26 protein-coding genes are annotated in these 26,166 nt (G+C 43.5%); all 26 read right to left on the reverse strand.

Annotated features, from left to right (window positions below; all coding sequences use genetic code 11):
- Positions 1–101: 101 nt before the first annotated feature.
- The gene (gene rseP, locus TY16_RS18720) at positions 102–1,361 is read right to left on the reverse strand and encodes an RIP metalloprotease RseP (protein WP_043933325.1); all 1,260 of its coding nucleotides are present in this window, start codon (positions 1,359–1,361) and stop codon (positions 102–104) included.
- Between the two features lie 94 nt (positions 1,362–1,455).
- Positions 1,456–2,604, reverse strand: coding sequence for a 1-deoxy-D-xylulose-5-phosphate reductoisomerase (gene dxr, locus TY16_RS18725; RefSeq protein ID WP_043933326.1), 1,149 nt, complete (start codon positions 2,602–2,604; stop codon positions 1,456–1,458).
- 167 nt (positions 2,605–2,771) lie between these two features.
- Positions 2,772–3,566, reverse strand: coding sequence for a phosphatidate cytidylyltransferase (locus tag TY16_RS18730; RefSeq protein WP_043933327.1), 795 nt, complete (start codon positions 3,564–3,566; stop codon positions 2,772–2,774).
- Positions 3,567–3,678: 112 nt separating this feature from the next.
- Complete coding sequence (locus TY16_RS18735; RefSeq protein WP_043933328.1) at positions 3,679–4,467, reverse strand: isoprenyl transferase; 789 nt, start codon at positions 4,465–4,467, stop codon at positions 3,679–3,681.
- 507 nt (positions 4,468–4,974) lie between these two features.
- Positions 4,975–5,532: a ribosome recycling factor gene (gene frr / locus TY16_RS18740; RefSeq protein ID WP_043933329.1), complete on the reverse strand. Its 558-nt coding sequence runs from the start codon at positions 5,530–5,532 to the stop codon at positions 4,975–4,977.
- A 2-nt stretch (positions 5,533–5,534) separates the two neighbouring features.
- Positions 5,535–6,257, reverse strand: a complete 723-nt coding sequence (gene pyrH / locus TY16_RS18745) for a UMP kinase (RefSeq protein ID WP_043933330.1) — start codon at positions 6,255–6,257, stop codon at positions 5,535–5,537.
- 188 nt (positions 6,258–6,445) lie between these two features.
- A complete protein-coding gene (tsf, locus tag TY16_RS18750; protein ID WP_043933331.1) occupies positions 6,446–7,330 on the reverse strand; it encodes a translation elongation factor Ts in 885 nt (294 codons plus the stop codon).
- Positions 7,331–7,768: 438 nt separating this feature from the next.
- Complete coding sequence (rpsB, locus tag TY16_RS18755; RefSeq protein WP_043933332.1) at positions 7,769–8,482, reverse strand: 30S ribosomal protein S2; 714 nt, start codon at positions 8,480–8,482, stop codon at positions 7,769–7,771.
- A gap of 258 nt (positions 8,483–8,740) precedes the next feature.
- Positions 8,741–9,520 carry a GTP-sensing pleiotropic transcriptional regulator CodY gene (codY, locus tag TY16_RS18760; protein ID WP_043933333.1) on the reverse strand — a complete coding sequence of 260 codons (780 nt, stop codon included), beginning with the start codon at positions 9,518–9,520 and terminating at the stop codon, positions 8,741–8,743.
- Positions 9,521–9,621: 101 nt separating this feature from the next.
- Positions 9,622–11,028: an HslU--HslV peptidase ATPase subunit gene (gene hslU, locus TY16_RS18765; protein WP_043933334.1), complete on the reverse strand. Its 1,407-nt coding sequence runs from the start codon at positions 11,026–11,028 to the stop codon at positions 9,622–9,624.
- A gap of 18 nt (positions 11,029–11,046) precedes the next feature.
- Positions 11,047–11,589, reverse strand: coding sequence for an ATP-dependent protease subunit HslV (hslV, locus tag TY16_RS18770; protein ID WP_043933335.1), 543 nt, complete (start codon positions 11,587–11,589; stop codon positions 11,047–11,049).
- A gap of 25 nt (positions 11,590–11,614) precedes the next feature.
- Complete coding sequence (xerC, locus tag TY16_RS18775) at positions 11,615–12,514, reverse strand: tyrosine recombinase XerC (RefSeq protein WP_043933336.1); 900 nt, start codon at positions 12,512–12,514, stop codon at positions 11,615–11,617.
- An 820-nt stretch (positions 12,515–13,334) separates the two neighbouring features.
- Complete coding sequence (gene topA / locus TY16_RS18780; protein ID WP_043933337.1) at positions 13,335–15,410, reverse strand: type I DNA topoisomerase; 2,076 nt, start codon at positions 15,408–15,410, stop codon at positions 13,335–13,337.
- Between the two features lie 133 nt (positions 15,411–15,543).
- The gene (gene dprA / locus TY16_RS18785) at positions 15,544–16,416 is read right to left on the reverse strand and encodes a DNA-processing protein DprA (RefSeq protein WP_043933338.1); all 873 of its coding nucleotides are present in this window, start codon (positions 16,414–16,416) and stop codon (positions 15,544–15,546) included.
- Positions 16,417–16,499: 83 nt separating this feature from the next.
- Complete coding sequence (gene sucD / locus TY16_RS18790; RefSeq protein WP_043933339.1) at positions 16,500–17,402, reverse strand: succinate--CoA ligase subunit alpha; 903 nt, start codon at positions 17,400–17,402, stop codon at positions 16,500–16,502.
- Between the two features lie 15 nt (positions 17,403–17,417).
- A complete protein-coding gene (sucC, locus tag TY16_RS18795) occupies positions 17,418–18,578 on the reverse strand; it encodes an ADP-forming succinate--CoA ligase subunit beta (protein ID WP_043933340.1) in 1,161 nt (386 codons plus the stop codon).
- Between the two features lie 384 nt (positions 18,579–18,962).
- On the reverse strand, positions 18,963–19,721 hold the full coding sequence (locus TY16_RS18800) for a ribonuclease HII (protein WP_043933341.1): 759 nt from the start codon (positions 19,719–19,721) through the stop codon (positions 18,963–18,965).
- Between the two features lie 66 nt (positions 19,722–19,787).
- On the reverse strand, positions 19,788–20,657 hold the full coding sequence (ylqF, locus tag TY16_RS18805; protein WP_043933342.1) for a ribosome biogenesis GTPase YlqF: 870 nt from the start codon (positions 20,655–20,657) through the stop codon (positions 19,788–19,790).
- 58 nt (positions 20,658–20,715) lie between these two features.
- Positions 20,716–21,279 (reverse strand): signal peptidase I, encoded by a 564-nt coding sequence (gene lepB, locus TY16_RS18810; protein ID WP_043933343.1) that lies wholly within the window; start codon positions 21,277–21,279, stop codon positions 20,716–20,718.
- A 454-nt stretch (positions 21,280–21,733) separates the two neighbouring features.
- Positions 21,734–22,078, reverse strand: a complete 345-nt coding sequence (gene rplS, locus TY16_RS18815) for a 50S ribosomal protein L19 (RefSeq protein ID WP_043933344.1) — start codon at positions 22,076–22,078, stop codon at positions 21,734–21,736.
- A 135-nt stretch (positions 22,079–22,213) separates the two neighbouring features.
- The gene (gene trmD, locus TY16_RS18820) at positions 22,214–22,948 is read right to left on the reverse strand and encodes a tRNA (guanosine(37)-N1)-methyltransferase TrmD (RefSeq protein WP_197028477.1); all 735 of its coding nucleotides are present in this window, start codon (positions 22,946–22,948) and stop codon (positions 22,214–22,216) included.
- Positions 22,948–23,466: a ribosome maturation factor RimM gene (rimM, locus tag TY16_RS18825; protein WP_043933346.1), complete on the reverse strand. Its 519-nt coding sequence runs from the start codon at positions 23,464–23,466 to the stop codon at positions 22,948–22,950. The genes trmD and rimM overlap by 1 nt, the downstream gene beginning before the upstream one ends.
- A 12-nt stretch (positions 23,467–23,478) precedes the next feature.
- Entirely contained in the window at positions 23,479–23,865 is a 387-nt protein-coding gene (locus tag TY16_RS18830; RefSeq protein WP_043933347.1) for a YlqD family protein, read from the reverse strand.
- A gap of 312 nt (positions 23,866–24,177) precedes the next feature.
- Positions 24,178–24,408: a KH domain-containing protein gene (locus TY16_RS18835; protein ID WP_043933348.1), complete on the reverse strand. Its 231-nt coding sequence runs from the start codon at positions 24,406–24,408 to the stop codon at positions 24,178–24,180.
- Between the two features lie 15 nt (positions 24,409–24,423).
- Positions 24,424–24,696, reverse strand: coding sequence for a 30S ribosomal protein S16 (rpsP, locus tag TY16_RS18840; protein WP_043933349.1), 273 nt, complete (start codon positions 24,694–24,696; stop codon positions 24,424–24,426).
- Between the two features lie 106 nt (positions 24,697–24,802).
- Entirely contained in the window at positions 24,803–26,155 is a 1,353-nt protein-coding gene (gene ffh / locus TY16_RS18845; protein WP_043933350.1) for a signal recognition particle protein, read from the reverse strand.
- Positions 26,156–26,166 lie beyond the last annotated feature (11 nt).

Raw genomic sequence — 26,166 nt, forward strand, 5'->3', positions numbered from 1 at the left:
CCGGCTCTTTGGTAATTTATCTACTAACAAATTTTCTATGTTTCCACTTCGCCTGTCACGAGGCGCTTCCGCTTTTGTTCCGTCTAGCTCCAGCGCCTAGGTTATAAGAAAAACCTTTGTATGTCGTTCCAGGTTACAACAAGCATTAACAGCATCAGCAAGGCAAAGCCAATGAAATGAACCATCCCTTCCTTTTGCCTGTCGACAGGCTTTCCTCTCACAGCTTCAATCGCAAAGAATAACAATCTACCACCATCTAGTGCTGGCAAAGGAAGAAGATTCATGATCCCGAGGTTAATGCTAAGAATAGCCGCCCATCGCATTAAGTTATATATACCAGACTGTGCCACCTCATCCGTCGAAACATAAATTCCGACAGGTCCACTCAACGCATCAATTGAAAATTGTCCTGTAACCAATTTCCCTAGCATAATAAAGATTTCCTTTGTCCATGTGACGGTCTGCTCGAATCCAAAGGTTACTGCCTTCAGCGGGGATTTTTCAACCGGGCTGTATACCCCGATTAGTCCAAACTTTTGGCCATCAGCTTCCTGGGCTTTAGGAGTTACGGTAACTTCCTGCTCTTTCCCGTCCCTTTCAATGACAAATTGAAGTTCCTTTTCAGGATTCTTTCGGACAATCTCAACAACATCAATCCATTCTGAAATTTCCGACCCAGAGATTGAATGGACAATGTCCCCCTTTTTCAATCCCGCTTCAATCGCAGCACCATTTGGAGTAATATCACCAAGCTTCGGTTCATTTGATGGAACACCCTGGAGGATGCCAAGCAATAAGAACACAACGAAAGCCAAAATGAAATTCATCATTGGGCCCGCAAAAATTGCCATAGCTCTTTGGCCAAGCGTCTTGGAGTTGAATTGGCGGTTATATGGTGCGATTTGGTTTTCAACCCCATTTTCAACCGTAACTGCTTCCGGACTCACTACGAATGTCCTTAAGGTATCCTCTTCATCTTCAGGATAGCCCTTCAGCACAAGGGTCCTTTCGAGGTCAGCATGCTCAACCTCTATAATTCGTGCATCCGGGTATTTATCCTTATTGTTCAGGATTATTTTTTCAACCTTCCCATCCTTGCCGGTCAAGAGGCCAATTCTGTACCCTGGCTTAATTTCAACTGTTTCAGGATCTTCCCCAGCCATCCTGACAAAGCCTCCAATAGGCAAAAGCCGGATCGTATAGACTGTTTCTCCTTTTTTATGCGTAAATACCTTTGGCCCCATGCCGATTGCGAATTCACGGCAAAGGATACCAGCCCTTTTGGCAAAAATAAAGTGCCCTAATTCGTGGAAGAAAACGAGCGCCCCGAATATGACGATAAAGGCAATGACTGTAGTCAAATGGAATACCACCTTTTTTAAAAAAATACGCAAGTCAAAGGTTTACTTTTGTCTTAGTTCCTTTTAAACTCACGGGATGTCTTAACCTTGAAACTTATAATTCCAGCAGGGAGCGAACATATTTCCTCGCCTCGGAATCAGCAAACAGAATTGTTTCAAGATCAGGATTAAGCTCAAGTTGATGGGCTTCCAGAGCCTTTTCAATAAACGATTCAATCTCAAGAAATCGGATTTTCCCGCCAAGGAATGCTGCGACCGCCTCTTCATTAGCGGCATTCAGTACTGTTGGAGCTGTTCCTCCCGCCTTACCTGCATCATAGGCAAACTGTAGGCAGCGATACCGTTTAAAGTCCATTTCCTGAAAATGCAGCCTGCCAACCTCCGCAAGGTTAAGCCTTTTTGCCTGAGGAAGTGGAAGCCTGTCCGGATAAGTAAGGGCGTATTGGATTGGCACTCGCATATCCGGGCTTCCAAGCTGGGCAATAATGCTGGAGTCATGGAATTCAACCATCGAATGGATAATGCTTTCACGGTGAAGAAGAACATCTATCTGCTCATAGGGTAGCGAGAAAAGCCAATGGGCCTCAATGACCTCAAGGCCTTTATTCATCATTGTTGCCGAATCGATCGTTATTTTCGCACCCATAGACCAATTTGGATGGTTCAAGGCATCCTCAACGGATACATCCTGAAGCTCTTCCCTGGTCCGATCCCGGAAACTCCCCCCAGAAGCAGTGATGATCAACCTTTCGATATTCTTGGCTTGCTCACCCTGCAATGCCTGAAAAATGGCTGAATGCTCACTATCCACCGGGAGCAGGGAGACACCTTTCTTCTCAGCCGCAGAAATAACCAGATGTCCTGCGGTGACAAGCGTTTCTTTATTGGCGAGAGCAATGGTTTTGCCACTTTGAATCGCCTCAAGTGTAGGCTTTAAGCCCACACTGCCCATAACGGCATTTACCAGGATGTCAGCCAGCTCATCCGTCGCGATTCTTTCAAGTCCTTCCGCGCCATGGAAAAAAGTGATGCCAGTAAATTCGTCCTTCAGGCGGTCAGCATCCTGCTTCTCCTGCATGGAGACAAGAACTGGCTTAAATTCTATAATAATTTTCCTGGCTAAATCAATATTTCTTCCTGCCGAGAAAGAAGTCAGTTTGAACGAATCACTATGCTCCCTAATTATATCCAAGGTCTGAATACCAATTGAGCCGGTGGCACCCAGAATACTTATATTTTTCATAAAGCAAACATCTCCTAAAAAAAGCGGAAAGCGCCCGGAATCCCCTCATTACACTTAGGTGTAAATAATAGCACCCCATGGCCATGATGGCATGACGCCTTTGCTAGACTGATTCTATCCTTCATTTGACAATAACTTTCCTTTTTATAACGCGGCAAACAGTCCATTTACAACAACTGGAATAAATGAATCAGCGGCCATACAAATAACAAGCTATCGAACCTGTCAAGGATGCCCCCATGGCCAGGCAGGATATTTCCGGAGTCCTTGACCCCGTAATTCCGCTTGAATGCAGATTCTGCCAGGTCCCCAAGTTGTCCAAAAATAGATAACAATGCGGTTATTACAAGCAATTTTAGCATAGAATCCTGTCCCACATCAGTAAACATGGCAAATAAAATCGCGACAACCAATGCACAAACGACACCGCCCAAAGAGCCTTCTATTGTTTTATTAGGGCTTATCTCAGGCCATAACTTCCTCTTGCCAATTGCTTTTCCGATAAAATAAGCGCCTGAATCAGTTGCCCAGATGATGAATAATGAATAGAATACCCAAGGAAGTCCGCCAAGTTCGCGTGTTTCAACAAAAAAGTAAAAACCCGCCCAAACATAGACAACCGCCATCGCCATAAATGACGCATCATCAAATGTAAAGCGGTTTTTGGATGCCACAGTATAGGTAAGAAGCAGCAGCATAACCAGAATGCCAATCTCCTGCTTCTCAAGGCTTAAAGAGTCCAACATTCCATCGAAGCGGTCCGGAAGAAGCAAAACCCACAATGTAAGTAGGGATAGTATTCCAGGAAAAGATACAAGATCGATTTTCTTCATTTTAACCAGTTCATAAAGACCGACACTGGCTAGCAGGTATGCCAATATAGTTAAGGGAATGCCGCCTATGATGACAATTGGCAAAAAAAGCCCTGCAGCAATAATAGCTGTTATAATTCTTTGCTTCATGAATTCTTAGGCAAGTTCCCCTGCCTGTACTCATGCACAAAGGAGGGGAGGAATTGCCTTTCCTCCTTTAAAAATAAAATAATACTTCAGATTAGGTTGATAAATTTTGAATTTATGATTGCCCGTTAATCCCGCCGAACCTTCTATGGCGGTTTTGATAAGCTTCCACAGCATTAAGGAAATGTTCTTCGCCAAAATCCGGCCACAAAACATCGGTAAACCAAAATTCAGTGTACGCCAACTGCCAAAGCATAAAATTGCTTAGCCGGATTTCACCGCTAGTTCTGATAAGTAAATCAGGATCCTCCATGTTTGCAGTCATAAGATACGTAGAAAAAACTTCTTCAGTTAGGCCGTTTTCATTCATTGTACCACTCTGACAATCTTTTATTACTTTCTTAACAGCATCGAGGATTTCAGCCCTACTGCCGTAATTAAGAGCAAAATTCAGGATTATGCCAGTATTGTCCTTTGTGTCGGCAATTGCTTTGTCAATCGCCTTTAAAGTGTGGGATGGCAAGCCTTCCCTGGCCCCTATCATTTGGACCCTAACGTTTTGCTCAACCAGTTCCGGAAGAAATGAACCTAAGAATTCTTCAGGAAGCTGCATGAGGTAATCTACTTCGTTTTTTGGTCTTTTCCAATTTTCTGTTGAAAATGCGTAAAGGGTCAAAGATCCAATAGTTAGTTCATTGGCAAGTCTGGTTATTTTACGAACAACCTTCATTCCTTCGTGATGGCCGGCAACTCGCGGCAAAGCCCTCTTCTTTGCCCAGCGCCCATTCCCATCCATTATAATCGCAACATGGGACGGTACCCCATTTTGTTTCACCTGGTCAATCCTGTCTCGGAGAGAGGAAGGGGCATTCACAGACTTCCAATTTTTTATTTTATTAAGCATATCGTGCTCCTCCAGTTCAATGTTTCCCCTCCGAATAAAGGGAACAGGGATGGATATCAAGGCAGTCTATTTCCTATAAGCCTTGGACCCGGGTTTCAAGAAAATTGCTAGAGTGCAATCGGAGGATAATCAAAGCCAACTTTCACTTATATGCAAAGCGATAGATTATTTTCCTTTGAAACCCCATGAAAGCCTCGCTATGTGAGGTATGACTCATTTTCTTTTTATGTATATTTTAAGCATGCTTCTATCATACCAAAAACGCAAGAAGATATCCCGTTTAAAAATAGCACCATCACCAAAAAGTGTAGTTTTAACTTGTGAGTTGAATCCAGTACAAAGAAAAAGTTAATAATTCCCTTCAGGCTCTCATTTAGCTTCCTGCCTTTACTACTGTAGTAAAGTGTTAAAAAACGAATTATCGCCTATCTTACTTCCACTCAACTCGTATAAGTGAAAAAAACCCCTGGGAAGGGGTTTTTCCCGGCATCATTGCCAGTCATGGAATTAAACTTCCAGTATTTCCTTTTCTTTGTCTTTGGTAATTTGATCAATTTTGCTGATATGGTCGTCAGTCAGCTTTTGCATATCGTCAGAATATCCACGTAGTGCATCCTCAGTGATATCACCATTTTTTTCAAGCTTTTTCAGCTCGTCATTTGCATCGCGGCGGATATTTCTAACTGCAACCTTTGCTTCTTCTGACTCTTTTTTAACAACCTTGACAAGTTCTTTCCTGCGTTCCTCTGTTAGCTGAGGAATTGCAATCCGGATAATGGAACCGTCGTTTGTAGGGTTAAGCCCAAGATCCGATTTTAGGATGGCCTTTTCGATTTCGCCAAGTATAGACTTGTCGTATGGCTGAATCACAAGCAGCCTAGCTTCAGGTGTGCTAATTCCAGCAAGCTGGTTAACAGGAGTCGGAGCACCATAGTAATCGACACTAATTCTATCAAGAAGAGACGCACTTGCTCGGCCAGCTCTGATGTTCGCAAGCTCCCTAGTGTAGGCCTGAATGGCTTTGGTCATTTTTTCTTTTGCATTGCTAAGAACCTGATTTGGCATGTTTATTTCCCCCTAACAATTGTTCCGATTTTTTCTCCCATGACCGCACGTTTGATATTTCCTTTTTCCATAATTGAAAACACAATCAAAGGAATATTATTATCCATGCATAGGGAGGACGCTGTTGAATCCATTACTGCAAGACCTTCTTTGATAACGTCGAGGTAAGTCAACTGCTCATACTTTGTAGCATTGAGATCCAATCTTGGATCAGCAGAATATACACCGTCAACATTATTCTTTGCCATCAGGATGACATCTGCTTCAATTTCTGCAGCTCGAAGCGCTGCGGTTGTATCAGTTGAAAAATATGGATTTCCTGTGCCCGCTGCAAAAATGACAACCCTGGTTTTTTCTAAATGGCGGATGGCCCGGCGGCGAATATAAGGCTCAGCTACCTGGCGCATTTCAATCGACGTTTGAACTCTGGTTTCAATTCCAATCTGCTCCAGGCTGTCCTGGAGTGCCAGAGAATTCATCACAGTTGCAAGCATCCCCATATAATCAGCTGTTGCCCGGTCCATACCCATTTCCTCACCGATTTTACCTCTCCAGATATTTCCGCCGCCAACTACAACTGCAACTTCCACGTCAAGTTCAGCAACTTCCTTCACTTGTTCGGCAATTGATTTGATGACTGCAGGGTTTATTCCGAATCCAGCCTCCCCGGCAAGGGCTTCTCCACTCAATTTCAAGACGACACGTTTATATTTGGGATTACTCATAAAAACCTCCAGTATAAGAATGAGGCCATAGTAAGCCTATTTACCGGCTGTTAGCTGCAATATCCAAGCTCCTTATTGGTTTTCTCTTTAAAAATAGGGAACACGGTGTGTTCCCTATCTTGTTAGAGCTTTTTCAAAAACAGCGTCATAGCCCGGCAATGTTGCTGGACAGACATACCGCTTCATACTTATTTTTTATTTACTTGGTTCATTACTTCTTCAGCAAAATTATCTTCACGCTTCTGGATACCTTCGCCAACTTCGAAGCGGATGAATTCACGTACAGTTGCACCTTTAGATTCTACATATTGGCGTACTTTTTGGTCTGGATTCTTAACAAAAGTCTGATCAAGAAGGCAAACATCTTCAAAGTATTTGCCAAGGCGGCCTTCAACCATTTTTGCTACGATGTTTTCAGGCTTTCCTTCGTTAAGCGCCTGTTGAGTAAGAACTTCACGCTCACGCTGTACTTCTTCCGCAGACACTTGGTCACGGGAAACGTATTTAGGGTTCAATGCAGCGATATGCATGGATACATCTTTCGCAACCGCTTCATCTGTTGTACCTTCCAAAACTGTAAGAACGGATATGCGTCCGCCCATATGAAGGTATGCGCCGAAAGCATCAGCATCATTCTTTGTAACAATTTGGAAGCGTCGAAGAGAAAGTTTCTCACCGATTTTGGCGATAGCAGCGTTGATATGTTCTTCAACGGATACGCCGCTTTCCATTGTTTGGCCAGCAGCTTCCTCAACAGTTGCAGGCTTGTTTTTAAGAAGGTGGTGACCAAGCTCTTGAACAAGAGTTTGGAACCCTTCGTTTTTAGCAACAAAGTCAGTTTCAGCGTTTACTTCAAAGATAACAGCTTCGTTTCCTTCAACTTTGATGGAAGTAAGACCTTCAGCTGCAATACGATCACCCTTCTTAGCAGCTTTGGCAATCCCTTTCTCGCGAAGAAAATCGATCGCTTTTTCCATGTCACCATTCGTTTCTGTTAATGCCTTTTTGCAGTCCAACATACCTGCACCAGTTTTTTCACGCAATTCTTTAACCATTTGAGCTGTAACTGCCATTGGTTATTTCCTCCTTTAATCTATGTACATAAGGTTCTTGTCCATTCAAGCTGTCTAATATCAGATTACTACTGTATTATCATAGCCAGACTGGGGTATTGTAAACCTTTTTGGCATACAATGTTTAGTCATACACCAGCTAAACGGCTACTTCCGCTTCTTCTTATCCAGCTCCAGTAGCCAGCGTCTAGTGTCCTTCGGTCCCCTTACTACGATAAGTCAACATCGAATCGCTTGCGCTCTTCGTGTTTCCTTTATCTCATGTCGAGGCCCTCCACAAGAAACGCTTCGGCAGCATAAGCATCGCACGAAGAAAAAGCGATAGCTTTTTCGAGGAGGCCATACGCCGCTAAACGGCTACTTCCGCTTCTTCTTAAAAAAAGGTGATAAAGGGTGTTCCCTCTTATCACCTTTTTATTTAATCTTGAATGTTCGAGCTTATGCTTGTTCTGCTGGAACTGCTGTTTCTTCACCTTGTTTTGCTTCAAGGATCGCATCAGCCATTTTGCCAGTCAAAAGCTTAACAGCACGAATCGCATCATCGTTCGCAGGGATAACAACATCGATTTCGTCTGGATCACAGTTTGTATCAACGATACCAACGATAGGGATGTTCAATTTGCGAGCTTCAGCAACAGCGATACGCTCTTTACGAGGGTCGATGATGAACAATGCATCTGGAAGGGTCTTCATGTCCTTGATACCGCCTAGGAACTTTTCAAGACGCTCTTGCTCTTTTTTCAATTGAACGACTTCTTTCTTAGGAAGAACATCGAAAGTGCCGTCTTCAGACATTCTTTCGATATCTTTAAGGCGTGCGATACGCTTTTGGATTGTTTCGAAGTTTGTAAGTGTTCCACCCAACCAGCGTTGGTTAACAAAGTACATTCCGGAACGGATTGCTTCATCTCTAACAGAATCTTGAGCTTGTTTCTTTGTACCAACGAACAGCATAGTGCCGCCTTGGCCAGCAAGCTCCTTAACAAAGTTGTAAGCTTCCTCTACCTTCTTAACTGTCTTTTGAAGGTCGATGATGTAGATGCCGTTCCTCTCAGTGAAGATATATTTCTTCATCTTAGGGTTCCAACGGCGTGTCTGGTGACCGAAGTGTACACCAGCTTCAAGCAGTTGCTTCATAGAAATTACTGACATGTGTGTTTCCTCCTAATGGTTTGTTTTCCTCCGCCTCTATCATTTTCATACGGGAACTGACTTTACAGCACCATCCGCTAGAATCAAAAGGCGTGTGTGATTAACACCATGTAACAATATAGCATAAGCAGCCGACACAATCAAGAATTAACTTTTAAAAATAACAAACTACAAACGAAAGCCTTCCCTGTTTGACTGAGTGACCTAAGTAAAACAAAAACCTGCCTGCTAGGCAGACAGGTTTAAAAACCATAATGTTTAGTTTGAACGCAGCTTATCCAGTTCAACAAGGAACTTGTTATTGAGAACCTTGATATACGTACCTTTCATTCCAAGGGAACGGGATTCAATGACGCCCGCGCTTTCGAGCTTCCTCAGCGCATTGACAATCACAGAACGTGTAATGCCTACACGGTCAGCAATTTTCGAAGCAACAAGAAGGCCTTCGTTTCCGTTCAATTCCTCAAAAATGTGTTCGATTGCCTCAAGTTCACTATAAGACAAGGAACTAATGGCCATCTGGACAACGGCTTTGCTTCTTGCTTCTTCTTCGATTTCTTCTGATTTTTCACGAAGGATTTCCATACCGACAACTGTTGCCCCATATTCAGCAAGAATTAGGTCATCATCATGGAATTCATCATGAAGCCTGCCTAATAGCAAAGTGCCAAGGCGTTCGCCTCCGCCAATAATCGGAACGATTGTTGTTAGCCCTTCACGGAAAAGGTCCTTATTTTCAACGGGGAAGACAGTGTATTCACTTTCGACATCCAGATTGGAAGAAGTCTCTTTTACGTTAAATAGACCTTGGGTATATTCTTCAGGAAATTGACGGTCTTCAAGCATTTTCTTCATTCGCTCATTTTCAATCTGTTGGTTGATTGCAAAACCAAGCAGCTTGCCTCGGCGGCTGACGACGAAGACATTTGCTTCAATAATATCGCTCAACGTTTCCGACATTTCCTTAAAATTCACTGGCTTGCCTGCCGCTTTTTGAAGCAGGGCATTAATTTTTCTCGTTTTTCCTAACAAATTCATTCTTATTCCTCCTATTAACTGCGTCCATTACTATAAATGATTATGAGTGATTCTGTCAATTTACCCTACCCTTCACACCATGCATTAAAACGGCATTGGTGCTAAAGGATGAATTGGCTTAAATCCTTATTCCGGGAAATAGCCCCAAGCTTTTCTTCCACGTATTGAGGGGTGATAACGATTTTTTCCAGATTAATATCCGGCGCTTCAAAGGATAGATCCTCGAGGAGCTTTTCAAGAATCGTATGCAGCCTTCTCGCTCCGATATTATCTGTATTCTGGTTCACTTCAAATGCCACTTCGGCAACCTTGCGAATAGCTTCGTCAGAAAATTCAATTTCTATACCTTCTGTTTGCAATAATGCATTGTATTGCTTAATTAAGGCATTATCAGGTTCAACAAGGATCCGATAAAAATCATCGACTGTCAGTTTTGTCAGTTCGACCCTGATAGGGAACCGGCCTTGCAGCTCGGGAATTAAATCGGAAGGTTTTGCCATATGGAAGGCACCTGCAGCAATAAATAAGACATGATCTGTTTTTACAGAGCCGTATTTAGTAACGATAGTGGAGCCTTCAACAATCGGCAGGATATCTCTTTGTACACCCTCCCGTGACACATCCGCAGATGAGCCTCCAGTGTTTTTGCTGGCAATCTTGTCGATTTCATCGATAAAAATTATACCAGTCTGCTCTGCCCGCCTTACAGCATCCTGTGTTACTTCATCCATATCAATCAGCTTTGCGGCTTCCTCATTTGTAAGAACGATCCTTGCTTCCCTTACTGTAAGCTTTCGCTTCTTCCGTTTCTTAGGCATGAGATTCGAGAGCGCATCCTGCATATTCATTCCCATTTGCTCCATTCCAGAGCCTTGAAGCATATCAAACATCGATGGCATTTGTTCATCCACTTCAACGGTTACATATTCCTGCTCCAGTTCGCCTTTTGCAAGCCTTTCGCGTATGGACGACCTGCGCTCCTGAAGTGAATAATCTTCAGTTGAAGTTGTATCCGGCTCCGGCTGGGCATTTCCGCCGCCGAATAGCATTTCAAGCGGATTCTTATAATTCGCCTGCTTCTTTGCGGAAGGAACAAGCAGTTCAACGAGGCGGCGATTGGCGTTTTCTTCCGCCCTCGGCCTTACCTTTTGCATTTTCTCTTCCTTGACAAGCCTTACAGCTGTTTCAACAAGGTCCCTGACCATTGACTCAACATCCCGGCCCACATAGCCTACCTCGGTGAATTTTGTCGCTTCCACTTTAATGAATGGCGCACCGGTAAGCTTGGCTATTCTACGAGCAATTTCAGTCTTACCAACACCTGTTGGCCCAATCATTAATATATTCTTAGGGATGATTTCATCACGAATGTTTTCATCGAGCAATTCTCTGCGATACCTGTTCCTCAATGCAACTGCTACAGCTTTTTTAGCATCCTTCTGGCCGATTATGTACTGGTCCAGCCTCTCAACAATTTGGCGGGGGGTTAAACTCTGCGCCTTTGGCATTTTGCATTCTCCTTCCCGTTAAAGCTCTTCAACAATGATATTGGTATTGGTATATACGCAAATCTCTGCCGCTACATCCAGGGCTGCTTTTGCAATCTCCTTTGCCTCCATATGTTCACCGGCAAATTTTTTCAACGAACGGCCTGCAGCAAGTGCATAATTGCCTCCAGAACCAATCGCCAGAATTCCGTCATCAGGTTCAATAACCTCACCAGTGCCACTTACGAGAAGAAGGTGTTCTTCGTTCATGACTATGAGCATTGCCTCTAGGCGGCGAAGCACTTTATCGCTTCTCCAAAGCTTAGCCAGTTCAACAGCAGCTCTTTGAAGGTTTCCGTTGTACTCCTCCAGTTTCCCTTCAAACAGCTCAAATAGAGTAAATGCATCGGCTACAGATCCTGCAAAACCTGCTATCACCTTACCATTAAATATCCTTCTGACTTTTTTGGCTGTGTGTTTCATCACAACTGCATTCCCGAAAGTAACCTGGCCATCCCCGGCCATTGCGCCTTTGCCATTATGCTTAATTGCAAATATTGTCGTTGCATGGAATTGCGACATGGAAATTCCTCCTAATTACCCGAGCCTATGCTCTCGGATGGTGTGCCATATACGTTTTCTTCAAAGCTTCGTTGGTAACATGGGTATATATCTGTGTAGAGGATAAAAATGCATGACCCAAAAGTTCCTGTACGGTCCTCATATCGGCCCCATTATTCAATAAATGGGTCGCAAAGGAGTGCCGTAATTTATGAGGATGAATTTTACCAGTTAAGGAAGACTGTTCAATCATCCGATCAAGAATCGTCCGAACTCCCCTAGCGGTAAGCGGGCCACCTCTGTGATTGACAAAAAGCGCTTCCTGATTAGGCTTCCCATCAAGAAGCTTCTTCCTTCCATCTACTATAAATTGTTTAAGTGCCGCAGAAGCATTTGAACCAAATGGGACATACCTTTCCTTGTTTCCCTTGCCCTTTACCAGGACTGTTGATAAAGAAAAATCTATATCCTTTAAAGTAATGCTGCAGCATTCACTTACACGGATACCGGTTGCATACAACAGTTCAAGGAGTGCTGCATTCCGTTGCCCAAGTGGCGTTTCTGTACTACATTCACGAAAGAGGACCTCAAGTTCAGTTTCATAAAAGAATTCAGGCAGCCTTTTCTCACCTTTAGGTAAAATAACAAGGGCAAATGGATTTTCCTCAATCAATTTTTCCCTAAGCAGGAATTTATAGAAACTCCTTAGACTTGAAATTTTTTTGGCAATTGTTTTACGCGATTGTTTCTTTTCAAAAAGCTTCGTAAGGAAAAGCCGGGCATCGTGGTATTGTATATCACCTACATTAGCAACACCCTGCTCGGCCATTGTATCGAAAAATTCAATAACAACATCGTGATAATTGCTAATTGTATATTGTGAGTAGTTTTTTTCAATTTGTAAATATTCAAGAAATAACGTTAAATAAACGTTCACATTTCCCAATTATCTCACCCCGCACAGCCTTATAAATCGTACCATATCAAATTGTCGGTTGCAATAAACTTTACAAATTTTTCACAAATTTCTGAATTGTTTATATTGTTGATAAAGCAATGACCTTCCTGTTATACACAGCATTACCCGATAATGCCAAAGGGGAGATTTTTCTTAAAAGGTTTGCAGCTTCGCATCTAGGATGAAAGAGTTGGCGGCCCAGCTATTTTTTCATAACAAGTGAAAAAAACTGAATTTCATTTGATAGGATTCCCCTTCTAAAATATGTCTAAAAACCGACAATATTATAAAGCTTGTCCTAAAGATTCAGTGTCCACGTTCCTGACTACCGACAACGGGCAACAAATTTTATTAAAGCTCGATACTTACTTTATTTGTATTTACAATATTTTTTAAACCATGGTTCCTGTTGAAAATACAAATATTCCTCAGCGCTTCACGTTATTTGTCTTCTTTAGCGATTTACCTTTAGCGGAACTTTCCCTAATGCCCAAATTAGAATAACATTGAAAACAAGTAAGAACTAAGCAATTTGCCTATATAGAGTTCATTATTTTCACATTAATATTATAGCAATACGTAAAAGTAAGTAAAAAGTTTCACATACTCTCTCAAGGTATTCCACTTTTTTAATCTAATAAACTTGGCAACTCAAGGAAGAGTGGAATCACTTTAACAAAATAAAAATCTAAAATTTAAACCTTTTTGGATTGATAGGATTGAATAGTGGCAAGTGACCTAGAAGACGAACGCAGTCCACCTAGCATCATACTGTGAACAGAATAAAGGAGCGGGCCATTGCCCACTCCTAGCTTTGCTGTTCCTCCTTATAATCACAGGAGGAACATTGTACCTGAACGCCTTTTTTCAGCTTTTTCTCCACGAGGACATTATCGCACTTCGGACAGTTCCTTGGCAGCGGTTTGTCCCATGATAGGAAGTCACATTCAGGGTACCGGTCACAGCCATAAAAAATTCGCCTTTTCTTACTTTTGCGTTCAATAACATTACCCTCGCGGCATTTCGGGCATGTAACTCCAATCTCCTTAACAATTGCCTTTGTATTTCGGCAGTCTGGGAAATTGCTGCAAGCCATGAATTTGCCGAAGCGTCCCATTTTAAAGACCATTGGGCTGCCGCAGTTTTCACAATCTTCCCCAGCAGGTTCGTCTTTAATTTCAACTTCCTGCATTTCTTTCTCAGCTTTCTCAAGATGCTTTTCAAAGTCTTTGTAGAATTCACTTATAACGTTTACCCACTTGACTTTTCCATCCTCGATATCATCAAGGTCCTGTTCCATCTTAGCTGTAAATTCAACATCGAGAATATCAGGGAAGAATTCCTCCATCAACTCATTGACAATTTCACCGAGTTCTGTTGGAACAAATCGCTTGTTATCAAGGGCTACATATCCACGTTTTTGAATCGTATCCAAAGTTGGAGCAAACGTAGAAGGGCGGCCAATTCCGAGTTCCTCAAGAGTTTTGACTAACCTCGCCTCTGTGTATCGTGGCGGAGGCTGCGTAAAGTGTTGTTTCGGATCTAGATCCGTTTTCCGAACCTCATCACCTTCACTTAGGTCGGGAAGCATCCGATTGGTTTCCTCTACCTGATCATCTGTTCCTTCGACATATAACTTCATGAATCCAGGAAACTTTATCTTTGAACCGGTGGCACGGAAATAAACATCACCATTTACCAAATCAACACTCATTGTATCCATAATTGCAGAAGCCATCTGGCTGGCAAGGAAACGATCCCAAATTAATTTGTACAGCCTAAGCTGGTCCCTTGATAAAAATTCTTTTAAGGAAGCAGGATCCCTAAACGTACTCGTTGGGCGAACCGCCTCGTGGGCATCCTGCGCTTTTCCCTGTTTCTTTTCTTTCGTTGCTTCCTCCCGGAGGAATTTTTCACCGTAATGGGAAGCAATATACTCTCTTGTCTCAGTCTGGGCAACTTCAGATATACGAGTTGAATCAGTCCTCATATACGTTATCAAACCGACTGTTCCTTCTTTTCCAATCGCAATTCCCTCATATAATTGCTGAGCGATCATCATCGTTTTCTTGGCACGGAAATTCAACTTCCGGGCTGCCTCCTGCTGCAGCGATGATGTTGTAAAAGGTGGAGCAGGGTTGCGTTTTCGTTCCTTCTTGGAAACGGACTCAACTTTAAAAGAATCACCGCTTATTCCTGATAGAATTTCTTTCACGTCCTGTTCGGAGTGAAGATCACGCTTTTCGCCGTTTTTTCCGTAAAAAGCCGCCTCAAAGGAATCATTGCCTTTTAAGAACCTGGCATTGAGTGTCCAATATTCCTCTGGCTCAAATTCTTTGATTTCATTTTCACGGTCAATAATCAGCTTTACAGCTACGGATTGGACCCTGCCGGCACTAAGCCCTTTCTTTACTTTTTTCCAAAATAACGGGCTGATATTGTAGCCTACCAGGCGGTCAAGAATCCTTCTCGCCTGCTGGGCATCAACAAGGTCCATATTGATCGGCCTTGGATGTTTAAATGATTCCTTAATGGCATCTTTGGTAATTTCATTGAATACAACCCGGCATTCGGAATTCACATCAACATCAAGGGTATGAGCCAAGTGCCAGGCGATGGCTTCCCCTTCCCTGTCGGGGTCTGCTGCGAGGTAAACTTTCTTCGCCTTTTTTGCAGCCGACTTCAATTCCTTTAGAACCGGGCCTTTTCCACGGATGGTAATATATTTTGGAACAAAATTATCTGCTTTATCAACACCCATCTGGCTCTTTGGCAAATCACGAATATGGCCCATGGACGCTCTTACTTTGTATTTTTTCCCCAGATAACGCTCAATTGTCTTCGCCTTTGCGGGCGATTCTACGATGACAAGAATTTCTGCCATTCAATCTTCCTCCTAACGAGGCGGTTTTTTCTAACACCTGTTGCAAAATGTATACTAGTTTCTAAATAATTTCAACCTTTTTTATAAAAATAGCAAAAAAACTTCCAAAAATCAGAGGTATTACCATTATTTTCTAAAATATGCGCAATTCTTCTATTATATCATTCGCGTTAGTAACAAGCTTAGCTCCTTGCTGAATTAAGTCGTTTGTCCCTCCAGATAACGGATTAAAAATACTTCCAGGAAGAGAAAATACTTCCCGGCCTTCATTCAAAGCATAATTTGCGGTGATCAAAGATCCGCTCTTTCTTTTTGCTTCTATTATAATAGTTCCGTGTGAAAGACCGCTAATAATCCGGTTTCGCATTGGGAATTGCCACCGTGAAGGCTTGGTATCTGGAGGGTACTCCGAGAGAATGAGCTGATGATCCATTATTTCTGCTGCTAGTTTTCTATTTTCTTCAGGATAGATATGAAAAAATCCTCCAGCTATTACTGCAATGGTTTTGCCTCCGTTCCGGATGGCACATTCGTGGGCACAAGTATCTATACCTTTGGCCAAGCCGCTGACAATCGCTATTCCTCTGTCAATCAAACTCGGGAACAGCAGCCTTATTGCATTTTTCCCATATTGTGTCGCTTCACGGGAACCAACTACTGCAAGTTTAGGCTCTTTTTGTAAAATAGATACATCACCTATTGCAAAAAGCGCCCATGGCGGCTGATATATTTGCTTAAGAATATCGGGATACTCAGGATCGAGAATGGTAATAATGGAAATGTGATTAGCTTGATATTCCCGAAGGCGTTCGGAAAGGGTATCTTTGGGGAGAAAAAGAGAAGTTGAGCAATCTGTTTGCTTAGAAAATACAGGAAGGTTCTCCAAACGGGGAATTCTCTGAACTAAATCTGGAGGCAGTCCATTTTTTATCCGGCGGCCAATTTGTACCCAACTGGTTTCCGGGCCGTGAATCAGTTCAATTAATTTCTTTCTTACCTCATCCATTAAAAAAACCCCTTCAATTCGTTTTCCCGGCTCCGGAAAAAGCCCTTCAATGCTGAAGGGCTTTTTTCCAAAAGCTGGACGGCTTAATGAGTCTTACATTTTTCGTAAAGACCTTTTTCTTTCAGGACCTCAATCAAAGTTTCTCCCATAACCGCAGGAGTATCTGCAACCTTGATGCCACATTCATTCATGACACGGATTTTTTCATCTGCAGTACCTTTACCGCCGGAAATGATTGCCCCAGCGTGTCCCATCCTTTTACCAGGAGGTGCTGTACGTCCGCCGATAAAGCCTACTACCGGTTTAGTCATATTCGCTTTTACCCATTCAGCGGCTTCTTCTTCTGCAGTTCCGCCAATTTCACCAATCATGATGACTGCGTAGGTTTCTGGATCCTCATTGAATGCTTTTAAACAATCAATGAAGTTTGTGCCATTGACAGGGTCTCCGCCGATGCCGACTGCTGTTGTTTGGCCAATTCCAGCCTGTGTCAGCTGATGTACAGCTTCATAGGTTAGTGTTCCGGAACGGGAAACAACTCCTACATGGCCCTTTGTATGGATGTATCCAGGCATAATGCCAATCTTGCACTCATCCGCAGTAATGACTCCCGGGCAGTTTGGCCCAACAAGCCGTGTCTTTTTGCCTTCCATGTAGCGTTTCACCTTAACCATATCCAAAACCGGGATATGCTCTGTGATACAAATGGCTAAGTCTAGATCAGCATCGACCGCCTCTATGATCGCATCTGCGGCAAACGGAGCTGGAACATAAATGACCGAAGCGTTCGCACCAGTTGCTTCAACTGCTTCACGGACTGTATTGAAAACAGGAACGCCTTCAACTTCCTGGCCGCCTTTGCCAGGAGAAGTGCCGCCGACAATTTTGGTGCCATATTCAAGCATTTGTTTTGTATGGAAAAGCGCAGTCGATCCAGTAATTCCCTGGACGATGACCTTTGTATCTTTATTAATAAATACACTCACAACAGCTACCCCCTTCTATTTCACCAATGAAACGATTTTCTCGGCCCCGTCTGCCATTGATTCAGCAGCAACGATATTAAGGCCGGAATCTCTCAGGATTTGTTTGCCGATTTCTACATTTGTTCCTTCAAGGCGAACAACTAGCGGCACGGAAAGGCCGATTTGCTTTGCTGCCTCGACAACACCTGTAGCGATGACATCACATTTCATGATGCCGCCAAAAATATTGACAAAAATCCCTTTCACTTTAGGGTCGGACAAAATAATTTTGAAAGCTTCGGTAACCTTCTCTGCAGTCGCGCCGCCCCCAACATCAAGGAAGTTTGCGGGATCTCCGCCATAATGCTTGACGATATCCATTGTAGCCATTGCAAGTCCTGCACCGTTGACCATACAGCCGATGTTGCCATCCAGTGCGATGTAGCTCAGGTCATACTTGGATGCTTCGATTTCCTTTGGATCCTCTTCTTCGAGGTCACGCAATTCAAGGATGTCTTTTTGGCGGTAAAGGGCATTGGAGTCAAAATTCAGCTTTGCATCGAGCGCCATGACTTTGCCGTCGCCAGTTACAACAAGCGGATTGATTTCAGCAATGGAGCAATCCTTTTCGATATAAGCCTGATACAGGCTTATCATGAATTTAACTGCCTGGTTGACCAATTCCTTAGGGATGTTAATATTGAACGCGATACGGCGCGCCTGGAAAGCTTGAAGGCCGATTACCGGGTCAATTTCTTCTTTAAAAATCTTTTCTGGAGTTTTTTCCGCTACTTCCTCAATTTCGGTGCCGCCTTCTTCTGATGCCATTAAGACAACTCTGGAGGTAGCTCGGTCAAGGACAAGTCCGATATAGTACTCCTTCTTAATGTCGCACCCTTCTTCAATCAAAAGGCGCTTCACTTCCTTACCTTCAGGTCCAGTCTGATGAGTGACAAGTGTTTTTCCGAGAATTTCTTCGGCATATGTACGTACTTCATCAAGATTTTTGGCCACTTTGACGCCGCCGGCTTTTCCCCTGCCGCCAGCATGGATTTGTGCTTTAACAACACAAATCTGTGAACCTAATTCACGCGCAGCATCAACTGCTTCTTTAACCGTGAACGCCACTTTTCCATTAGGTACAGTAACCCCATATTTCCTGAGGAGCTCTTTCCCTTGATACTCGTGGATATTCATTTCCCATCCTCCTAACAACCTATCAAAAAATGCACTGCGCTTTCATTTTATATTAAGAATTCAACTATTGTCCACCGTTTAGCCTAAAGATTGTTATTCCTCTAAAAGTTCCGAAAACTAGAATATAAGGTATGGAAAAAGCCCAGCCTTAGTAAAATGGCCAGGCAAACACTTCAAAACACCGGTTGTTGATTTCCGAAAATAATTTTATGCCGTCTTGCACATGGGAGGCTCGCACCTTAAAATACTAGATTATTAAAAAGGGAAGTGTGAGATTGCTGTACGTAAAAGCCCGATTAATAAACTAAGTTTGTCTTAGGAGATAAAACATCTATCGAGCTTTACGCGTCCAGCACTATGTATTGGGCAAAGAGATCACACTATTCACTTTAACGGAGCAAACGTCATCCGATGATAGGGTGTGACTCCATGGTTTTCAATTGCACTCAGATGCTCCTTCGTCCCATAACCTGCATTACGTTCAAAACCATATTGAGGGTACTTACGAGCAAGTTCCTCCATAAATCTATCCCGGGCATTTTTAGCCAAAATGGATGCTGCAGCAATTGAAATACTCTTTGCATCCCCTTTAATAATAGCCTCGGACGGGTATGGCATTGATAGCTTAACAGCATCGACCAGCATGTATTCAGGCTGCGGTAAAAGCCCGCCTGCCGCATGGGTCATTGCTTTCATGGACGCCTTCAATATGTTAATCTGGTCGATTTCCTCTGCACTTACAAAACAAATATTGTAGGATACAGCTTCCCTTTTTATGATTTCTTCGTACTCATCACGCTTTTTGCGCGTCAGCTTTTTTGAATCATCAAGGCCGGGCAGAAAGAAACCCTCCGGCAAAATGACCGCAGCCGCCGTGACGGGGCCTGCAAGCGGTCCCCTTCCCGCTTCATCTGTACCAGCTACAAGGTTAAAACCCTCCTTGCGTGCTTTACGTTCGTAAAAGGTCATTTCAATGAATTTTTCTTTTAGGCTGAGCTCTGACGCTTTAGCCTTTTTCCATTTGCGAATCATCTCCTGGACGCCTTTTCTGCCATCCATTTCTGCTTCAAGGAATATCGGATCCTGTTCATCCCTGGCTTGTGCCAGCATGGCACTTATTTCCTGAATTGTCCTCTTTCCCATATTATCTACCTTCTTATGTATGTCATGAAAAAAGAGAGGCCCCTTTTTTAGAGCCCTCTCCGCCTATTAACTATCATCGTTTGAAAGAAGATCTTCAGGCCTTTCAAATGTGAGCGGCCCAAATTTCTCACTTCGGATTTCCCTGACAACAAGTTCGGCAACCTTGTCATAATCCACGATACCGCCCCCGCCAAGCACCCGCCTGAACTTACCTATGCTTTCGAACAGTTCAACCGGGTCTTCAGGTACCGGATCGAGCTGATAGCGTTCTTCAAGCCTTCCCTGATAATTTTTTTCGAGAAACCTTAGTCCATAAAGTGCGAGATCCTGAAGATTGAGGATTGTGTCCTTTATCGCGCCAGTAATAGCCAGCTTTTTACCAACCTCCTGGTCCTCAAACTTCGGCCAAAGAATTCCTGGAGTATCCAGAAGTTCAAGCTCTTTGCCTACCTTTATCCATTGCTGCGCCTTGGTCACACCTGGCGTATTGCCAGTTTTCGCTAAATTCCTCTTTGCCAGCCGGTTTATGAGCGTCGACTTGCCAGCATTCGGAATTCCCACTATCATAGCCCGGATTGCCCTTGGTTTGACGCCCTTTGCCTTTAACCGGTCAAACTTATCCTTTAAGATCTCATTTGAGGCACTAACAATTTCCTTCATACCCTCTCCAGCTTGGGCATTAATTGCCAGCGCCCGGATTCCTTTGTCAGCAAAATAGCGAATCCAATCCCTGGTCGCTTGTTTGTCCGCCATGTCAGCCTTGTTCAGCAGTACGAGCCGGGGTTTATGCTGAATGATTTCATCAATCATCGGGTTTCTTGAAGAGTAAGGAATCCTTGCATCTATTAATTCGTAAATGATATCGACGAGCTTTAATTTTTCAGTAACTTCCCTGCGTGCCTTCGCCATGTGGCCAGGAAACCATTGAATGGTCATAGCGGCCACCTCCTAAATCTATTCGACTTATCCACGGGCTCTTTACGAGAACCGTATCTTACTTCTCATCCGGCTTAACTATCCGCATGTCTTCTAAAGGCCAGTATACAATACTAGTCTCTCCAAGCACCTTTTCCATCGGAACCGTACCGATATGGCGGCTGTCCTTGGAATATCTGCGGTTATCGCCCATTACAAATAGCTCTCCTTCAGGAACAGTCTTTCTTCCAATCTTCTCTTCAAGAGTAAACGGATCGGTTAAAGGGCCATCGACAACCATTTGCTTATATTCTTCCAAATACGGCTCTTCATATGCTTTGCCATTCACGTAAAGAGTATCATCCTTGTACTCAACCGTATCTCCTGGAAGTCCGATCACACGTTTAATATAATCCTTGTTTTCCGGCGCATGGAACACAATGATGTCAAAGCGCTCTGGCTCACCGATTTGATAGCTGAATTTATTAACAATCATCCGGTCGGCGTGCTTCAATGTCGGCATCATCGATTGGCCATCAACTACAATTGGGGCAAACAGGAAATATCGGATAACTGCTGCCAATGCAACTGCAACGAGTAGCGCTTTTGTCCATTCCCAAACTTCGTTTTTCTTTTTGACCATATATTCCCCACCCATTTCAAAATAGGAACTATCATGCTTTAGACCAACTAGGGGCCTGTTTCATGATACTCCATTAGCCTGAGGCAGCCCCGGCAGTTTTCTCATACATCTATTTTACATAACAAAGCACACTTAAACACGTTGTTTTTGAAATTTGTGGTACAGTCCGGGATAATCCATTTCCATTCTAATTTAATATTGAAAAAAGGGCTTGTTCCCAAGCCCTTGAATACAAATAAGCGCCACCGCGGCACCAGCCTGAAAGTGGCTATGGAACCTGGCGATGGCGCTTCCTTGTGTACTGTCTAGTTTCAGCGCCCAGCGCCTAGTGTCCTTCAGCCCCCTCGTACGATAAGTCAACATCGAATCGCACAAACTGCTCTTCGTGTTTCCTTTATCTCTGTCGGGGTCCTCCAGTCCATACGGCGCTAATCGGGCGCTTATACTTTTCTTATTAGCGAATTTCTTTGATACGGGCTTTTTTGCCACGTAGCTTGCGCAGGTAGTAAAGCTTCGCACGGCGGACTTTACCGCGGCGGAGTACTTCCAATTTCGCAATTTTTGGTGTGTGGACTGGGAAAGTACGCTCAACGCCTACTCCATAGGAAATTTTACGAACTGTAAAAGTTTCGCTGATTCCACCACCACGACGCTTGATCACAACACCTTCAAACAACTGGATACGCTCGCGAGTACCTTCAACAACCTTAACGTGTACACGTACTGTGTCACCAGGGCGGAAAGAAGGAAGATCAGAACGAAGCTGTTCTTTTGTGATATCATTGATTAATTGTTGCATCGTATTCAACTCCTCCCACAGATGCTCTTGCAACCATTTCTTAATCGCAGCGGAACATCGTTTTAAGACTGCAGCCGGCTTCCCGGCTCAAGTCACAAGTAGTATCTTATCATAAACCAGGCCTGTTCGCAATAACTAGCGTGACTCTTTTTTTATTTCTTCAAGCCATTTTTGATGGAGTGGTTCAAGTTCTATATGGTCAAAGAGGTCCGGTCTCCGCTCCCATGTCCTCCTTAACGATTCCTTTATCCGCCATTCATCGACTAGCTTATGATTGCCTGATATGAGGACATCCGGAACTTTTAAGCCCCGGAAATCAGCAGGTCTCGTATAGTGTGGATGCTCCAGAAGGCCGGTGCTGAATGAATCCTGGATATGCGATTCTTGTTTCCCAAGTACTTCCGGAAGCAGCCGGACAACACTATCAATCACGACCATTGCACCAAGCTCGCCGCCTGTCAAAATAAAATCCCCGATTGAAATTTCATCAGTGACAATATCCCTGATTCTCTCGTCATACCCCTCATAATGGCCGCAAATGAAGATTAAATGTTCCTCTTCAGAAAGCTGTTCAGCTTTTTTTTGCGAATGGCGCTCACCTTGCGGACACAAGAGGATTACACGCGGTTTGGCCGATGTGTGTTGGCTTAACGCCTCGACCGCATCAAAAATAGGCTGAGGCTTCAATACCATCCCTGCCCCGCCCCCGTAAGGATAATCATCAACTGTTTTATGTTTGTTGTCCGCGTATTCGCGAAAGTTGACTACATTGTAAGTAACAGCCTCTTTTTCCCTGGCTCGTTTGAGAATTGAACTGCCAAATACACCTTCAAACATTTCTGGAAAAAGAGTAAGGACATCAATTTTCATCATGAAAGCAATCCTTCAAGCGGATCGATTACGACCGTTTTTTCTTTCACATCTACCTTAAGAACAACATGTTCAATATAAGGAATATAATATTCCTTCCCCTTCTTGCCTTTTACAACCCATACATCATTTGCCCCTGGTGTAAGGATCTCGGAAATTTTCCCGACTTCCTCCCCTTCCGTAGTAGAGACAGTACAGCCAATGATTTCATGGAAGTAATATTCATTCTCCTCCAATTCGCCAAGCTGGGACTCGTTGATTTTCAGAATTCCATCTCTAAGCTTTTCAACCTTGTTTATATCTTCATATCCTTCAAAGGTAAGGAGGTCAAAATTCTTGTGCTGCCGATGTGCCTTCACAATAACCTCAATAGCCTCTTTTTCTTTCGGAAGGAACAAGTACAGCGTGTTTCCCTTCTTATACCGCTCCTCGGCAAAATCCGTCCTTGAAATGACCCTGACTTCGCCTTTAATACCATGAGTATTGACGATTTTGCCTACGTTGAACCATTTATCCATTAAGTGTCACCTCTATCTAATTTCTACTATTATTCCATCTCTAATAATAATTTCATGCTTGGGGTTACCATTATCCCAGGTATCACCTGGTTGAACCTCTATTATAGCCTGGACTTCTTTTTCCTTTAATTCACTACCTAATGGTAGCATATCCAGCTGAACAAGTTGAAACTCAAGCTCTTGAATCCTCTCTGCACGCTGCCTGATTTCTTTTTCAAATTTGCTCTTGACCTCAGACACCTGGTATTTCCCGGTTTTCTCCAACTTTTTTTGTTCAAATTGAAGCTGCCCCGTTTCTTTTTCAAGCAGGAGCTTATTTTGCAGATATTGGTCGTGTAGTTTATCTCGGCTTGTTTCAGTAAGTACTTGTTTAACGGAAATAGTTTGGAGAATTTTCATAAAAACCTCCTTGTATGTATTGTAAACAGAGCTTTACTTCAGGCATTAATTACTCGTACAGTGTCTTAAAATTATATCGCCCGTTTTTACAACTTTATCGCCCTGAATGAACTTTTTTTATCCCTTATTCACAATTATTTAACCCTTAACGGAACATATATCGGAAATATTCACAACTCAGACACAAGTGGCCACCATTAAACACTATCAAGGGAACAAAAACTATTCAAACTCCATCGCTAATACACAGCAAAAAAGGAGGGATTGCTCCCTCCTTTTTTACCGCCAAACCCACTACGGGAGCTCGGGCAATTATTCACCTATCTCTAAAAACAGTTTCTTGTGTTCCGATGCACCTGCTGCATACACAACAGTGCGGATTGCTTTCGCAACGCGCCCTTGCTTTCCAATTACTTTTCCCATGTCGCTCTTGTTGACGGAAAGGTGATAGGTTACGCGTTGATCCTCTTCGGCAACGTTCACGCGAACATCGTCCGGGTAATCAACAAGGGGCTTAACGATCGTTTCAATCAACTGTTTCATAATGTTCTGCCTCTATTACTTGCCAAGCTTGGCATTGTGGAATTTCTCCATGATGCCGGCTTGGGAAAATAGGTTACGAACAGTATCGGATGGCTTCGCGCCATCTTTTAGCCATTTAAGAGCCAACTCTTCATTGATATCAACAATTGCGGGCGCTGTAACTGGATTGTACGTTCCTACTGTTTCAATGAAACGTCCATCACGTGGTGAACGGGAATCTGCTACAACGATACGATAGAAAGGAGATTTTTTAGCTCCCATACGCTTTAAACGAATTTTTACTGCCATTTTAACTTGCACCTCCGAATAGTTTCACACAAGAAATTATATTACCAATTCTTAATTAGTTTGTAAAGTCTTTTTTCTTAACACCTAAAATAAGGAAACTCAACCATTAGAATGGCTTAAAGGGAAGCTTGAAGCCGCCTTTCTTTTTGCCTTTCTGCTGCATGTTGGTCATCTGTTTCATCATTTTTTTCATATCCTCAAATTGCTTCAGAAGCCTGTTTACTTCCGGAACAGTCCGGCCGCTCCCCTTGGCAATGCGCCGTTTGCGGCTGGAATTGATGATTTCGGGATGTTCCTTTTCCTTAGTTGTCATGGACTGGATGATTGCTTCAACATGGCCGATTTGCTTCTCATCAATCGATACGCTGTCGAGCCCTTTTATCTTGTTGGCTCCCGGGAGCATCTTCAAGATGTCCTCAAGAGGCCCCATCTTCCGCACCTGGCCAAGCTGATCAAGGAAATCGTCGAGAGTGAAGGAAGCTGTACGCATTTTCTGCTCTAGCTCTTTCGCCTTCTCCTCATCAACGTTTGCCTGGGCCTTTTCAATCAGTGACATGACGTCGCCCATCCCCAGAATCCGTGAAGCCATACGCTCAGGATGGAATGCCTCAAGGGCGTCCATCTTCTCACCCATACCGACGAATTTAATAGGAGTGTTCGTAACAGACCTGATAGAAAGTGCAGCACCGCCCCTTGTATCGCCGTCCAGCTTTGTCAATACAACCCCGGTCAAACCTAGCTGTTCATTGAAGCTTTGTGCTACATTGACAGCATCCTGGCCTGTCATCGCATCGACAACAAGGAAAATCTCATTTGGGTTGGCGAGCTCCTTTATGTCCTTCAATTCATCCATCAATGCTTCGTCAACATGAAGACGCCCAGCGGTATCAATTAGAACGTAATCATGGTGTTCTTCCTTCGCTTTGGCAATGGCCTGCCTGGCAATTTCAACCGGGCTGATCTGGTCACCAAGCGAAAACACTGGCATGTCAAGCTGTTTACCGAGCGTCTCAAGCTGTTTAATGGCCGCAGGACGGTAAATATCCGCAGCTACAAGCAAAGGTTTACGGTTATACTTTTTACGAAGCAGGAGTGCAAGCTTACCGGTTGTGGTCGTTTTACCTGCACCCTGAAGACCGACCATCATAATAATGGTTGGCGGCCTGCTTGAGACGGCTATTTTGCTCTGTTCGCCGCCCATCAGGTTTGTCAGTTCTTCTTTTACGACCTTGATTACCTGCTGGCCTGGTGTCAGACTCTTCATGACTTCCTGGCCAACTGCCCGTTCACTTACCTTTTTAACAAACTCCTTGACGACCTTAAAGTTAACATCCGCCTCAAGCAAAGCCAGGCGGACTTCCCTCATCATTTCCTTTACATCCGCTTCATTGACTTTCCCTTTGCCACGGATTCTTTGCATCGTATTCTGCAGTCGGTCGGCCAATCCTTCAAATGCCATAGTGCCGCCTC

It is taken from the genome of Bacillus sp. EB01, from assembly GCF_000613125.1.
Classification (GTDB): domain Bacteria; phylum Bacillota; class Bacilli; order Bacillales; family Cytobacillaceae; genus Bacillus_D.